The following is a 13,381-nucleotide window of genomic DNA, read 5'->3' as shown; positions in this document are numbered from 1 at the left end:
GCGGCGCCATTTGTTCTGCGTAACAGCGACCGAGGCGCGGCTGTTCCGTATCGACTGCGCGCCGGCTGTTCCGGTGTTTCGCCTGAGCGCGAGCGCAGAATCGCCGGCATGGATGCTTCGGACCCTCTGTACGCGCAGGTCGCCGCGCATTACCGCCAGGCCATCGCGGCCGGCACGATGCCGCCGGGGAGCCGGATGCCGTCGGTGCGCACGCTGATGGGCCTGCACCGCGTGAGCCTGAGCACCGCGCTGCAGGCCTGCCGGCTGCTCGAAAGCCAGGGCCTGCTGCAGGCCCGCCAGCGCGCCGGCTACTTCGTGCGGCCGCCGCGTCCCACGCGTCTGGCGCGAGCCGCCGAGCCCCGCGAGACGCAGGCCGATCCGGCGCGCTTCGTCGGCGTGCACGAGCGCATCTCCGAGATCCTCACCCGCGGCATCGCCGCGAAGCCGGAGGTCAACCTGTCCGGCGCCTGTGCGCATCCTTCGCTGTATCCGACCCGCGCGCTGGCCTTGCACGGCCAGCGCCTGCTGCGCCGGCGGCCCGAGATCCTCGGGATCCAGCCCGATCCGCAAGGCCTGCTCGCGCTGCGCCAGGGCCTGTCGCGACTGGCGCTCAACGCGCAGATCCAGCTCGATCCGGCCCAACTCGTCATCACGCATGGATGCACCGAGGCGCTCGGCATCGCGCTGCGCGCGGTGACGACGCCCGGCGACGTGGTGGCGGTCGAATCGCCGACCTACTACGGCCTGCTGCAGCTGCTCGAGAGCCTGGGCCTGCGCGCGCTGGAGATCCCGACCAGTCCGCACACTGGGCTGTCGGTCGAGGCCTTCGAGGCGGCGGCGCTGCGCGAGCCGCGGCTCAAGGCGGTGGTCGTCGTGCCCAACCTGCAGAACCCGCTCGGCGCGGTGATGCCGGACGCGGCCAAGCAGGCGCTGCTCGCGGTCTGCGAGGCCCGCGACCTCGCGCTCATCGAGGACGACACCTATGCGCTGCTGTGCGACACGCCGCAGCGCGCGATCAAATCCTGGGACACGACGGGTCGGGTGATCTTCTGCTCGTCGCTGCACAAGACGCTGGCGCCCGGCATGCGGGTGGGCTGGATCGCGGCGGGGCGCTGGCAGCCCCGCGTCGAGATCCTCAAGTACGCGCAGAGCCGGCCCAACGAGATGCTCGGCCAGGCCATCCTGGCGGAGTTCCTGGCGGGCGGCCAGATCGAGCGCCACCTGCGTGCGCTGCGCGCCAGGCTGGCGACGCAGCGCGAGCAGATGGTGGCGGCGCTGTCCGACGAACTGCCGGCCGGCACGCGGCTCAGCCTGCCGCCGGGCGGACCGAGCCTGTGGGTCGAGTTGCCCGAGGGCCTGTCCTCGCTGGCGCTGTTCGACGCCGCGCTGGAGAAGGGCATCCGGCTCGGGCCGGGGCTGATGTACTCGAACTCCGAGCGCTTCGACCACTTCATCCGCATCAACGCCGGCAATCCGATGGATGACGCGCAACGGCGCGCGATCGCGACGCTCGGCGAGCTCTGCGCATCGATGCTGAGAGCGCGCTGAGGGTCCGCTGACGGCCCGCTGATGGCGGGTTGATGGCAGCTTGATGGCGCGCTGAGCGCCCGAGGCGGATCCGCTCCTGCGCCGGGGCGGGACTAAACTGCCGGCCCATGAATTCCTGCATCGCATTCATCGGCGGAGGCAACATGGCCAGCGCCATCGTGGGCGGCCTGCGCCGGGCCGGTGTCCCGGCCGAGGACCTGCTGGTGGTCGAGCCCTTCGAGGCGCAGCGCGAGCGCCTGGCCGCCGACTTCGGCATCCGGCCGCTGGCGGCGGCGGAGGCCGCGCTGGCCCGAGCCCGCGCCGTGGTCTGGGCGGTGAAACCGCAGCTGTTCCAGGAAGCCGCCGCACCCGTGGCGCGGCATGTCGGCGGCGCGCTGCAGCTGTCGGTGATGGCGGGTCTGCGCAGCGACGCGATCGCGCGCGCCACCGGCGCCTCGCGCGTCGTGCGCGGCATGCCCAACACGCCGGCGCTGATCGGGCAGGGCATCACCGGACTCCACGCGAGCGCCGCCGTGACGGCCGACGATCGCGCGCTGGTCGAGCAGCTGCTGCAGCCGACCGGCCGCACGATGTGGGTCGACAAGGAGGGCGACCTCGACACGGTCACCGCGCTGTCCGGCTCGGGGCCGGCCTACTTCTTCTTCCTCGTCGAGCACATGGTCGCCGCCGCGCGCGCGCTGGGCCTGGACGAGACCCAGGCGCGCGAGCTCGCGCTGGCCACGTGCGGCGGTGCCGCGGCGCTGGCGCTGCAGTCGAGCGATTCACCGACCGCGCTGCGCGAGAAGGTGACGTCCAAGGGCGGCACCACGCACGCCGCGATCACCAGCCTGCAGGCCGACGGTGTCGGCGAGGCGGTCGAGCGCGCCGTGAAGGCCGCGCACCGGCGCGCCGGCGAACTGGGCGACGAGTTCGGCCGCGCTTGATGCCACCGCGCCCGAGACCGACGGCCCACGCGTTGCTCGTCGGCCGCCTTCTGACTGATTGCTGAGAGCTGCTTCCATCCATGGGGATCGCCGATCGCTGGAGCCTGCGCGCGTGGCTGCACGCGCCGGGTTCATTGAGCAAGCGCCTGGCCGCCACCGGCTGTCGTTATGAGGTGCAGGTGCTGCGCCAGACGACCGCGCCGCTGCGGCCGCAGGAGCGCGCCGCGCTGGGCTTGCCCAAGCGCGGCCTGACGCTCGTGCGCGAGGTGCTGCTGCGCGTTGACGGCCGACCGCTGGTGTGGGCGCGTTCGGCGGTGCACGGCCACGCCGTGGCCGGTCCGTGGAAGGCGCTGAAGGGACTGGGCAGCCGACCGTTGGGCCACCTACTCTACGACGACCCCCGCATCCATCGCAGCGAGCTGCAGCCGCGTCGCGTCACACGGCACGGCGCGACGCATCGCCAGATGCAGCGGCAATGGCTGGCCGCCACGGGCACCGAAGCGCCCGCGCTGATGCAGTGGTCGCGCAACTCGGTCTTCACCCGGCACGGGCAGCAGCTGCGGGTGATGGAGATGTTCGTGCCGGACGTCGCGCTGCGCGATCCCGGACCGCTGAGGCGCAGGTCGAGGCCGCGCCGGTGAGGAGCCGGTTCCGCCATTGGCTGCAGGCGTTCCGCCCGGCGCCGATGCGCGTCGATGCGCGCGAGCGGCTGCGCGTGGTGGCCGGTGCGATCGCGGGCTTGCTGCTGACCGGGGTGCTCACGGAGCTGCTGTCCCGTCATGTGCCGGGTGTGCCGTGGCTGGTCGCGCCGCTGGGCGCGAGCGCGGTGCTGGTGTTCGGCGTGCCGGCGAGTCCGCTGGCCCAGCCCTGGGCGGTGATCATGGGCAACACGGCGTCGGCACTGGTCGGCATCGCCTGCGCACACCTGTTCGGCGGCACGCCGGAGCTGGCCGCCGCGATCGCCGTCGGTGGCGCCATCGGGTTGATGTTCCTGCTGCGCTGCCTGCATCCGCCCGGCGGCGCCGCAGCCTTGCTGATGGTGCTCAGCGGCGTGCACGACTGGCGCTTCGCGCTCGACCCGGTGCTGCTGAACTCGGTCCTGATGGTGCTCGCCGGCATGGCCTACAACAGCATCACCGGACGCAAGTACCCGCATCCGCAGACGACGGTCTCTGCCGCGCCGCCGAAGGGCGGCGCCACGGCAGGGGCCGGCGGAGCGGACGGGGCGACGGGAGGCGCACCGCCGTTCAGCGGCGTCGACCTGGACACGGTGCTGGCGCACTACAACCAGGTGCTGGACATCCCGCGGGACGATCTGCAGGCCATCGTCGACGAAGCCGGCCTGCTGGCCACGCGGCGCCGGATGACGACGCTGCGCTGCGCCGACGTGATGTCGCGCGACGTGAAGACGGTCGAGTGGGGCACGCCGCTGCAGGACGCCTGGGCGCTGCTGCGGACGCATCAGATCAAGGCGCTGCCCGTGGTGGACCGGGCGCGGCGGGTGGTTGGCATCGTGACGCTGGCGGACTTCATGCGCGGCGCCTCGCTGGACCTGCACGACGACTGGGCGACGCGCTTGCGCCGCATGATCCGTCCGACGCCGACCACGCACAGCGACAAGCCGGAGGTGGTCGGCCAGATCATGAGCCGGCAGGTGCGCGTGGCCAGCGCGGACCGGCCGCTGGTGGACCTGGTACCGCTGTTCGCGGCGACCGGCCACCACCACATCCCCATCGTCGGCGACGAGGCGCGACTGGTCGGCATCCTGACGCAGTCCGACCTGGTGGCGGCGCTGGTGCGGGTGGATCAGCGCTGAGCGAAGGGCGCCCATTGGCGGCGCCCAAGCGCGGACTGAGCGCGACTAGGCAAGGACTAAGCGCGGACTAAGCGGCCGTACAGGTCCCGCTCAGCTTCGCTCGTTATGCTACCGCGGCCGATTCTGAACACCGCGCCGCCGATGGACATCGACCCCGACGAACTGATTGAGACCGCCCGCCAGGCCAACGAGCGGGCGGAGGCCCCGACGCCGCAGTCCCGGCTCAACGTGGCGGTCGCGCTGACCGTCGCGCTGCTGGCGACCTTCATGGGCATCTGCAAGATCAAGGACGACAACATCGGCCAGGGCATGCAGCAGGCGCAGGCGGACAAGATCGACCACTGGTCCTTCTACCAGGCGCGCAACGCGCGGGAGGAGGTCGCCAAGGCCGCGCTGACTCAGCTGAAGCTGCAGGCGATCGGTGCGCCAGCGTCGGCGGCCGACGGTTACCGCCAGGCGATCGCGCATTACGAGACGCTCGCCGCCGACCAGGCGGCGAAGAAGGACGAGCTCCGCAAGCAGGCCGAGGCCGACCAGCGGCGCTACGACGCGCTCAATTACCGCGACGACCAGTTCGACCTGTCCGATGCGCTGCTGGCCATCGCGATCGCGATGCTGGCGGTGACCGCGCTGACGCAGCTGTGGTGGTTGTACGCGGCGGCGATGGTGCCGACGGTCTTCGGCGTGCTGATGGGCGTGGCGGGACTGGCCGGATGGCCGCTGCATCCGGACGCGATCGTCCAGTGGCTCTCCTGAGCCGGACCGCTCAGCGCAGCGCCAGATCCACCACCGTCCCCGCGAAGAGCGCGAAGCCGACCCAGTGGTTCTCGCGGAAGGCCTTGAAGCAGCCCTCGCGGCTGCGGTCCTTGATCAGCGTGTAGTGCCAGACGACCTGGGCCGCCGCGACGGCGAGGCCGGCCAGGAACCAGTGGCCCATGCCCAGGCGAAGGCCCAGCGCGGCCCACAGCGCGAGGAACGCGACGTAGAAGGCCATCACGCCGATGACATCGAAGCGGCCCAGCGTCAGCGCCGAGGTCTTGATGCCGATGCGGATGTCGTCGTCGCGGTCGACCATCGCGTACTCGGTGTCGTAGGCCAGCACCCAGAACAGGTTGGCGACCAGCAGGCCCCACGCGGCCATCGGGACTGAGGCGGGGATCGCCTGCAGGCTCCACTCGCGGCCGCCGAGCGCCGCGGAGAACGCCATCGGGATCCCGAACGAGAACGCCACGCCCAGCACGGCCTGCGGCATCGAGACCCAGCGTTTGGTGAACGGGTAGAGGATGGTCACCGCCAGCGCGGCGAACGACAGCAGGATGGTCGGCGGGTTGGTCGTCAGCACGAGCGCGAAGGCGATCAGCGCCAGCACCGCGCCGAGCACGAGGGCCAGCTTCACGGAGATCAGCCCCGAGGTCACCGGCCGCTGGGCGGTGCGCTTGACGTGCTTGTCGAAGTCCCGGTCGGCGACGTCGTTGACCGCGCAGCCGGCGCTGCGCATCAGGAAGGTGCCGATCGTGAAGACCAGCAGCAGGTGCCAGCCCGGCCAGCCGTCGGCGGCCATCCACAGCGCGGCCAGCGTCGGCCACAGCAGCAGGTAGGTGCCGGTGGGGCGGTCCCAGCGGATCAGGTTCAGGTAGAGCGACAGACGCGACGGCGCGGCGGGAGCGGGGGCTGCGGAGGTCATGGCGCGCATTGTCGCGCCGGGCGCGGGGTGGGGGGAGCGGGCACTCGCGTTGCGCGCATCGCTCAACGCGGCGCGCGGCGCTGAGTGATCTCCATGCTCGTCAAATCGAGCATTAAAGCGATAAGGCTCGATTTAACGAGCATTCGCCGGCTTGCGAAGCCGTTCGAACAGCGCCCCGGCTTCGCCCACCAGCCCGCGCCGGAACGCCAGCACGCAGACGATGAAGATCAGCCCCGTGACCAGGCTGACCGACTCGCCCAGGCCGGTGAACCACTGGATGCCGGTCAGGTTGGCCAGCCATTGGCCCAGGTCACCGATCTTGTTTTCCAGGGCGATGATCACCAGCGCCCCCACGATCGGTCCCACCATCGTCCCCATGCCGCCCACCAGCGTCATCAGGATCACGAGGCCGGACGTCGTCCAGATCGCGTCGGTCAGCGTCGCGAAGCCCAGCACCAGCGTCTTGGTCGCGCCCGCCAGCCCGGCCAGCGCCGCCGACAGCACGAAGGCCATCAGCTTGAACCGCGCCGCGTCGTAACCCAGCGAGGTCGCCCGCGCCTCGTTCTCGCGGATCGACGTCAGCACCTGCCCGAAGGGCGAATGCACCGTCCGGTAGATCAGCCAGAAGCCGAAGACGAAGATCGCCAGCACCAGGTAGTACAGCGCGCTGTCGCTTTCCAGGTTGATGCCCAGCAGGCTGCCGCGCGGCACCGACTGCAGGCCGTCCTCGCCGCCTGTGAACGGCGCCTGCAGGAAGTAGAAGAACAGCATCTGCGCCAGCGCCAGCGTGATCATCGAGAAGTAGATCCCCGATCGCCGGATCGCCAGCAGCCCGAACACCAGCCCCGCGACCGCCGCCATCAGCGTGCCGAACGCGATGCCCACCAGCGGCGGGAATCCCCAGACCTTCAGCGCATGCCCGGCGCCGTAGGCCGCCGCGCCGAGGAAGGCCGCATGGCCGAAGCTCAGCAGTCCCGTGAAGCCGATCAGCAGGTTGAAGGCGCACGCGAACAGCGCGTAGCACATCACCTTCATCGCGAAGATCGGGTACACGCCCAGGAAGGGCAGCAGCGCGATGGCGATGAACAGGGCGGCATAGCCCAGCGGTTTCTTGTTCATTTCTCTTTGCCGAACAGGCCGGCGGGACGCACCAGCAGGACCAGGGCCATGACGACGAACACCACCGTGTTGGACGCCTCCGGATAGAAGACCTTGGTCAGGCCCTCGACGACGCCCAGCCCCAGGCCGGTCAGGATCGAGCCCAGGATCGAGCCCATGCCGCCGATCACCACCACCGCGAAGACGACGATGATCAGGTTGGAGCCCATCAGCGAATTCACCTGCAGGATGGGCGCGGCCAGCACGCCGGCGAAACCCGCCAGCGCCACGCCGCCGGCGTAGGTCAGCGTCACCAGCCGCGGCACGTTCACGCCGAAGGCCTGCACCAGCTTCGGGTTCTCGGTGCCGGCGCGCAGCGTCGCGCCCAGCGAGGTCTTCTCGATCAGCACCCACACGCCCAGGCACACCACCAGCGAGGCCACCACCACCCACGCCCGGTAGTTCGGCAGGATCATGAAGCCCAGGTTGGTCGCGCCCGACAGCGCCTCCGGCGCCGCGTAGGGCTGCCCGCCGACGCCGAAGAAGGAACGGAATACCCCTTCGATCACCAGCGTCAGCCCGAAGGTCAGCAGCAGGCCGTAGAGGTGGTCCAGCTTGTAGAGCCACTGCAGCAGCAGCCGCTCGATCACCAGCCCGAACACCCCCACGATCAGCGGCGCGATCAGCAGCATCGCCCAGTAGTTGATGCCGAAGTACTCCAGCCCCATCCACGCCAGGAACGCGCCCATCATGTACAGCGCGCCGTGGGCGAAGTTGATGATGTTCAGCATGCCGAAGATCACCGCAAGCCCGAGCGACAGCATCGCGTAGAAGGACCCGTTCACCAGCCCCAGCAGGAGCTGGCCCAGCAGCGCCGGCAACGGGACGCCAAAGAAGTCGGTCATGCGGTGTCTCCGGCCTCAGCTCACTTCTTGACCAGCGGGCACTTCGAGTCGGCCAGCTTGGTGAACGCGTCGTCGCCGGCGATCCGGGTCACGACCTTGAAGTAGTCCCACGGCTCGGCGGACTCCTTCTGCGACTTCACCTGCAGCAGGAACATGTCGTGCACGCCGCGGCCGTCTTCCTTGCGGATCGTGCCCTTGGTGTAGAAGTCGTTGATCGGCGTGGCCTTCATCTGCGCGACGACCTTGTCGCCGTCGTCGGACTTGAGCGCCTCGACCGCCTTCAGGTAATGCGACACCGCCGAGTAGTCCGCCGCCTGCAGCGACGAGGGCATGCGCTTCATCTTCTCGAAGAAGCGGCGCGCCCAGGCGCGCGCCTCGGGGCTCTGGTTCCAGTACCAGCTGTCGGTCAGGTACATGCCTTCGGTGGTCTTCAGCCCCAGCGAGTGCACGTCGTTGATGAACATCAGCAGGCCGGCCAGCTTCATCGTCTTGGTGATGCCGAACTCGTTGGCCGCCTTCACCGCGTTGATGGTGTCGCCGCCCGCGTTGGCCAGGCCCAGGATCTGCGCCTTGGAACTCTGCGCCTGCAGCAGGAAGGAGGAGAAGTCGCTCGCGTTCAGGGGATGCTTCACCGCGCCCAGCACCTGGCCGCCGGACTTGGCCACCACCGCCGAGGTGTCGGCCTGCAGCGAGGTGCCGAAGGCGTAGTCCGCCGTCAGGAAGTACCAGGTCTTGCCGCCCGACTTGGTCACCGCCGCGCCCGTGCCGTTGGCCAGGGCCACCGTGTCGTAGGCGTAGTGGATGGTGTAGGGCGTGCATTCCTCGTTGGTCAGGCGCGAGGTGCCGGCGCCGATCGAGATGAAGGGCTTCTTCTTCTCCGCCGCGACCTTGGCCATCGCCAGGCTGGTGCCGGAGTTGGTGCCGCCTATCAGCAGGTCCAGGCCTTGCGTGTCGAACCATTCGCGCGCCTTGGAGGCGGCGACGTCGGCCTTGTTCTGGTGGTCGGCGAAGACCAGCTCGATCTTCTTGCCGGCGACCTGGCCCTTCGCGTCGGCGATGGCCATGCGGATCGCTTCCACGCCGCCGGCGCCGTCGATGTCGGCGTAGACGCTCGACATGTCCGTGATGATGCCGATCTTGACCGTGTCGCCGGAAATCTGCGCCTGTGCGGCGAGGCTGCCGCAGGCCAGCACCGAGGCCAGGGCAACGGTTTTGAGGGTCGTCTTCATCGCTTGTCTCCTTGTTCTAACGGCCTCAACGGGCCCATGCGGGTTTCAGACTCGAAGCTCGGGAAATCGTTCTGCGGCTGCCGGTATCGGAAGGCCGATCACACACTCAGCAGCTCGTCGAGCAGCGCGCGCTTGCTGTCGAGCTGCGCGGCGCTGAAGGACTCGACCACCTGGCCGTGTTCCATCACGACGAAGTGGTCCGCCAGCGGCGCGGCGAACCGGAAGTTCTGCTCCACCATCACGATGGTGAAGCCCTGCGCCTTCAGCGCGGTGATCATGCGGGCCAGCGCCTGGACGATGACCGGGGCCAGGCCCTCGGAGATCTCGTCCAGCAGCAGGATGTCCGCGCCGGTGCGCAGGATGCGGGCCACGGCCAGCATCTGCTGTTCGCCGCCCGACAGCCGCGTGCCGGGGCTGTGGCGGCGCTCGGAGAGGTTGGGGAACATCGCGTAGATCTCGTCCTCGGACATGACCTTGCCGCGGCCGCTCTTGAACACCGGCGGCAGACGCAGGTTCTCCTCGGTGCTGAGCGACGCGAAGATGCCGCGCTCCTCCGGGCAGTAGCCCAGGCCGAGGCGCGCGATGCGGTGCGTGGGCAGGTGGACGCATTCCTGGCCGTGGACCTTGATCGACCCGCTGCGGCGGTCGGTCAGGCCCATGATGGCGCGCAGCGTCGTCGTGCGGCCGGCGCCGTTGCGGCCGAGCAGCGTCAAGACCTGACCCTGCGGGATCGCCAGGTCGATGCCGTGCAGGATGTGGCTCTCGCCGTACCAGGCCTGGAGTCCTTTGATCTCGAGCGCGTTCATTGGAGCCCCTCGTCCGAGGCAAGCATCGGCCGGTCCCCCGAGGGGACGCGTGCTTGCTTGGGGCGGCCCGGCGCGGCGCACGCCGAGCGGCAACGGCACGTCGGCTTCATGCATGTGCTCCTTGCAGCTCGGTGGCCTCGGAGCCCATGTAGGCCTCCAGCACCTTGGGATGGCGGGACACGGTGGCGTAGTCGCCCTCGGCCAGCACGGCGCCGCGGGCCAGCACGGTGATGCGGTCGGCGATGCTGCTGATCACCTTCATGTTGTGTTCCACCATCAGCACCGTGCGTCCTTCGGCGACGCGCTTGATCAGCGCGGTGACGCGGTCCACGTCCTCGTGGCCCATGCCCTGCGTCGGCTCGTCCAGCAGCATCAGTTCGGGTTCCATCGCCATCGTCGTGGCGATCTCCAGCGCGCGCTTGCGGCCGTAGGGCAGGTCGGCGGCGCGCAGCGCGGCCATGTCGCGCAGGTCGACGAGCTCCAGCAGTTCCAGCGCGCGGCCGTCCAGCTTCGACAGGCCGCCGAGGCCCTTCCAGAAGTGGTAGCTGGTGCCGGTGAAGCGCTGCAGGCCGATGCGGACGTTCTCCAGCACGGTCAGGTGGGGAAAGACCGCGCTGATCTGGAACGAGCGGATCACGCCGCGGCGCGCGATCTGCGCGGGCTTCTCGCCGGTGATGTCGTGACCGTTGAAGAGGATCTGCCCGCGGGTCGGGATCAGGAACTTGGTGAGCAGGTTGAAGCAGGTGGTCTTGCCGGCGCCGTTGGGGCCGATCAGCGCGTGGATATGCCCGCGCTGCACTTGCAGGTCGACCGAGTCCACGGCGGTGAAGCCCTTGAACTCCTTGGTCAGTTTGCGTGTCTCCAGGATGAGGTTGCTCATCGGCGCAAGGGTGGGCACCGGTGGTCCGGTGCCTCTGTAGTGGAGCCAGGAATTTAGGGCCCTGGCGGGGCCCCTCGACAGCGTAAAACCCTTTACGCAGCATTGCGCAAGGGCTAACCCTCGGGCCTCTGTGCCCGGGGCGGCGCGGTGGTTCCACATGACGCCGCACCTGTCTTGCACGAGGCTGACGCGCCGCGTTCCCTCGAGGGGCCAGGACGTGCCACAACGCCGTCCTGACGAGCGCGTGTCACCGGAATCTCCAGCGGGAGAACGGTGCTTCTTCCGAACTGGGCAGGTGAGCGGATCGAGGCGTGGCTATGCTGCGCGGCGGCTCGACCCGACACCGTTGCCCTCGACGCACGCGTCACGTCGAACATATTGGTCACGACGAACATTCGCATCACATGCACAGGAGATTCCCCATGATCCGTTCTGGAAAATTCGCCGCGTTCGGCCTCGCGCTCGGCCTCGCGATCGCACTGGCTGCCGCGGGCGTGCAGGCGGCCGCGCCGCAGGTGAAGACGCAGGCGCCGGGCTACTACCGGCTGATGCTCGGCGACTTCGAGATCACTGCGCTCAGCGACGGCACGATCGATCTGCCGGTCGACCAGCTGATGGACAAGGCCAAGCCCGGCACGGTGGTCAAGGCGCTGGGCAAGAACTACCTGAAGCCGCCGGTCGAGACCTCGATCAACGGCTACCTGATCAACACCGGCACCAAGCTGGTGCTGATCGACACGGGCGCCAACGGCGCGTTCGGACCGACGACGGGCAAGCTGCTGGCCAACTTGAAGGCGGCGGGCTACCAGCCGGAGCAGGTCGACGAGGTCTACATCACCCACCTGCATCCCGACCATGCCGCCGGCTTGACCAAGGACGGCCAGGCCGTGTTCCCGAACGCCGTGGTCCGGATGGACCAGCACGATGCCGACTACTGGCTGAACGCGGCGAACGCCTCGAAGGCGGCGCCGGGTCACAAGGACTTCTTCGGCGCGGCGATCGCGGCGTTGAAGCCGTACCAGGACGCGGGTCGCCTGAAGCCGTTCAGCGGCGAGACCGAGCTGGTGCCGGGCATCCGCACGCATGCGGCCTACGGCCACACGCCGGGGCACACGGTCTACATGGTGGAGAGCCAGGGCCAGAAGCTGGCGGTGTGGGGCGACCTGATGCACGTCGCGGCGGTGCAGTTCCCGGATCCGTCGGTCACGATCAACTTCGACAGCGACTCGAAGCAGGCGATGCCGCAGCGCCAGAAGGCCTATGCGGACGCGGCGAAGAACGGCTACTGGGTCGCGATCGCGCACGTGTCCTTCCCGGGCCTCGGCCACGTGACCGCGGACGGCAAGGGCTACCGCTGGGTGCCGGCGAACTACAGCATCAAGCCGTGATCAGCTGAGACTTGCGGAGCCGCCGGCCTCGACATGACATTCGAGGCCGGCCACCAGCGCATCGAACACCGCCCGGCAGCGCGGGCTGTCCCGCAGGTCCTCGTGCATCGTGACCCAGGTCTCCAGCGGGATGCTGAGTGGGGTCTCAAGCACGCGATGCAGCGCCGGATCGCGCCTGGCCAGCGCGACCTGGCAGAGCCCCAGCCCCGCGCCCGCCCGGATCAGCGCGAGCTGCGCGAGGTCGCTGTCCGCGCGCAATGCGAAGTGCTCGCGGTCCATCCCCGGAAAGCGCCGCGCCAGCTCGCGGACATACGGCGCCGGCTGGTCGTAGCCGATCAGCGCATGGCCGCCCGCGAGCAGGGCCTTCATCGAGTCCGGCGTGCCGTGCGCCGCCAGGTAGCGCTCGTGCGCGTGCAGGCCGACCTCGATCACGCCGACGCGTCGTGCGATCAGCTGCTCCTGCTTCGGCGGCGTCATGCGGATCGCGATGTCGGCTTCGCGTCGCAGCAGGTCCTGCACCCGGTTGCTCAACACCAGCTCGACGATCAGCGCCGGATGGCGCTCGCGCAATCCGGCGATCAGCGGCGGCAGCACCTCCACGCCGATGACCTCGCTCGCGGTCACGCGCACGATGCCGCGCACGCCGTCGCCGTGGCTGCGCGCGGTGCGCTCCAGCGCGGCGGCCGTGCTGTCCATCGCTTCCGCATAGGGCCGCAGCGCGAGCGACGCCTCGGTCGGCAGCAGGCCGGCGGGCGTCCGCACGAAGAGCGACTGCCCCACCTGCGCCTCCAGCGCCGCCACATGCCGCCCGACCGTCGGCTGCGTCAGGTCGAGCGCCCGCGCGGCGCCTGACAGCGAGCCTTCCCGCAGCACCGCCAGGAAGGAGCGGTACCACTCCCAGGCGATGCCGGTGCTGGAGGAGGTACCGGCCGCGGTGTCGGTGGCGGCGTCATCGTCAGCGTCGGCCAAGGAGGGGATCTGCGTTGTCCGCGGGGAGGTCTTCGAAGCCATGCAGAAATGTATAGCCGCCTGGCGACGCTCGGTAATTTTCAGGAAAGCCGCTTTTTCCCAGAATCCTTCCCATGCCTTCACCCAACAGGACCG

The 13,381-nt window shown here is 69.5% G+C and carries 13 protein-coding genes; 6 read left to right on the top strand and 7 right to left on the bottom strand.

Translation table 11 applies throughout. The features are described 5' to 3' along the window. Positions 1-108 precede the first annotated feature (108 nt). The 5 genes from AC07O8_RS01995 to AC07O8_RS01975 all read left to right on the top strand — a co-directional run bounded on the left by AC07O8_RS01995 (position 109) and on the right by AC07O8_RS01975 (position 5,043). Positions 109-1,548: an aminotransferase-like domain-containing protein gene (locus AC07O8_RS01995; RefSeq protein WP_495046446.1), complete on the top strand. Its 1,440-nt coding sequence runs from the start codon at positions 109-111 to the stop codon at positions 1,546-1,548. Positions 1,549-1,655: 107 nt separating this feature from the next. After that, positions 1,656-2,471, top strand: a complete 816-nt coding sequence (gene proC, locus AC07O8_RS01990; protein ID WP_495046445.1) for a pyrroline-5-carboxylate reductase — start codon at positions 1,656-1,658, stop codon at positions 2,469-2,471. A gap of 80 nt (positions 2,472-2,551) precedes the next feature. Further along, positions 2,552-3,112, top strand: a complete 561-nt coding sequence (locus AC07O8_RS01985) for a chorismate--pyruvate lyase family protein (RefSeq protein WP_495046444.1) — start codon at positions 2,552-2,554, stop codon at positions 3,110-3,112. Between the two features lie 44 nt (positions 3,113-3,156). Further along, the gene (locus AC07O8_RS01980; RefSeq protein ID WP_495046961.1) at positions 3,157-4,287 is read left to right on the top strand and encodes an HPP family protein; all 1,131 of its coding nucleotides are present in this window, start codon (positions 3,157-3,159) and stop codon (positions 4,285-4,287) included. A 141-nt stretch (positions 4,288-4,428) separates the two neighbouring features. Then, positions 4,429-5,043 carry a DUF4337 domain-containing protein gene (locus AC07O8_RS01975; RefSeq protein WP_495046443.1) on the top strand — a complete coding sequence of 205 codons (615 nt, stop codon included), beginning with the start codon at positions 4,429-4,431 and terminating at the stop codon, positions 5,041-5,043. A gap of 10 nt (positions 5,044-5,053) precedes the next feature. Here AC07O8_RS01975 and ubiA read toward each other — a convergent pair whose 3' ends face one another. The 6 genes from ubiA to AC07O8_RS01945 form a co-directional block, all read right to left on the bottom strand. After that, positions 5,054-5,971 (bottom strand): 4-hydroxybenzoate octaprenyltransferase, encoded by a 918-nt coding sequence (ubiA, locus tag AC07O8_RS01970; RefSeq protein ID WP_495046442.1) that lies wholly within the window; start codon positions 5,969-5,971, stop codon positions 5,054-5,056. Positions 5,972-6,103: 132 nt separating this feature from the next. Next, a complete protein-coding gene (locus tag AC07O8_RS01965) occupies positions 6,104-7,090 on the bottom strand; it encodes a branched-chain amino acid ABC transporter permease (RefSeq protein ID WP_495046441.1) in 987 nt (328 codons plus the stop codon). Further along, complete coding sequence (locus AC07O8_RS01960; RefSeq protein WP_297530240.1) at positions 7,087-7,974, bottom strand: branched-chain amino acid ABC transporter permease; 888 nt, start codon at positions 7,972-7,974, stop codon at positions 7,087-7,089. The genes AC07O8_RS01965 and AC07O8_RS01960 overlap by 4 nt, the downstream gene beginning before the upstream one ends. Before the next feature lie 20 nt (positions 7,975-7,994). Further along, positions 7,995-9,203 carry an ABC transporter substrate-binding protein gene (locus tag AC07O8_RS01955; RefSeq protein WP_495046440.1) on the bottom strand — a complete coding sequence of 403 codons (1,209 nt, stop codon included), beginning with the start codon at positions 9,201-9,203 and terminating at the stop codon, positions 7,995-7,997. Positions 9,204-9,301: 98 nt separating this feature from the next. Continuing rightward, the gene (locus AC07O8_RS01950) at positions 9,302-10,009 is read right to left on the bottom strand and encodes an ABC transporter ATP-binding protein (protein WP_495046439.1); all 708 of its coding nucleotides are present in this window, start codon (positions 10,007-10,009) and stop codon (positions 9,302-9,304) included. Between the two features lie 106 nt (positions 10,010-10,115). Then, on the bottom strand, positions 10,116-10,889 hold the full coding sequence (locus tag AC07O8_RS01945) for an ABC transporter ATP-binding protein (RefSeq protein ID WP_495046438.1): 774 nt from the start codon (positions 10,887-10,889) through the stop codon (positions 10,116-10,118). A 422-nt stretch (positions 10,890-11,311) separates the two neighbouring features. Between AC07O8_RS01945 and AC07O8_RS01940 the strand changes: the two genes are divergently transcribed. Then, entirely contained in the window at positions 11,312-12,277 is a 966-nt protein-coding gene (locus AC07O8_RS01940) for an MBL fold metallo-hydrolase (RefSeq protein WP_495046437.1), read from the top strand. Here AC07O8_RS01940 and AC07O8_RS01935 read toward each other — a convergent pair whose 3' ends face one another. Then, complete coding sequence (locus AC07O8_RS01935; RefSeq protein ID WP_495046960.1) at positions 12,278-13,183, bottom strand: LysR family transcriptional regulator; 906 nt, start codon at positions 13,181-13,183, stop codon at positions 12,278-12,280. Positions 13,184-13,381: the final 198 nt, after the last annotated feature.

Source organism: Roseateles sp. GW821-FHT09G09 (assembly GCF_059415965.1).
This window is presented reverse-complemented; position numbering and strand designations above follow the sequence as displayed.

Excerpts from the sequence above, each read along its gene's own strand:
- AC07O8_RS01995 (WP_495046446.1), top strand. The coding sequence starts at position 109 with ATGGATGCTTCGGACCCTCTGTACGCGCAGGTCGCCGCGCATTACCGC.
- proC (WP_495046445.1), top strand. The coding sequence starts at position 1,656 with ATGAATTCCTGCATCGCATTCATCGGCGGAGGCAACATGGCCAGCGCC.
- AC07O8_RS01985 (WP_495046444.1), top strand. The coding sequence starts at position 2,552 with ATGGGGATCGCCGATCGCTGGAGCCTGCGCGCGTGGCTGCACGCGCCG.
- AC07O8_RS01980 (WP_495046961.1), top strand. The coding sequence starts at position 3,157 with ATGCGCGTCGATGCGCGCGAGCGGCTGCGCGTGGTGGCCGGTGCGATC.
- AC07O8_RS01975 (WP_495046443.1), top strand. The coding sequence starts at position 4,429 with ATGGACATCGACCCCGACGAACTGATTGAGACCGCCCGCCAGGCCAAC.
- ubiA (WP_495046442.1), bottom strand. The coding sequence starts at position 5,971 with ATGACCTCCGCAGCCCCCGCTCCCGCCGCGCCGTCGCGTCTGTCGCTC.
- AC07O8_RS01965 (WP_495046441.1), bottom strand. The coding sequence starts at position 7,090 with ATGAACAAGAAACCGCTGGGCTATGCCGCCCTGTTCATCGCCATCGCG.
- AC07O8_RS01960 (WP_297530240.1), bottom strand. The coding sequence starts at position 7,974 with ATGACCGACTTCTTTGGCGTCCCGTTGCCGGCGCTGCTGGGCCAGCTC.
- AC07O8_RS01955 (WP_495046440.1), bottom strand. The coding sequence starts at position 9,203 with ATGAAGACGACCCTCAAAACCGTTGCCCTGGCCTCGGTGCTGGCCTGC.
- AC07O8_RS01950 (WP_495046439.1), bottom strand. The coding sequence starts at position 10,009 with ATGAACGCGCTCGAGATCAAAGGACTCCAGGCCTGGTACGGCGAGAGC.
- AC07O8_RS01945 (WP_495046438.1), bottom strand. The coding sequence starts at position 10,889 with ATGAGCAACCTCATCCTGGAGACACGCAAACTGACCAAGGAGTTCAAG.
- AC07O8_RS01940 (WP_495046437.1), top strand. The coding sequence starts at position 11,312 with ATGATCCGTTCTGGAAAATTCGCCGCGTTCGGCCTCGCGCTCGGCCTC.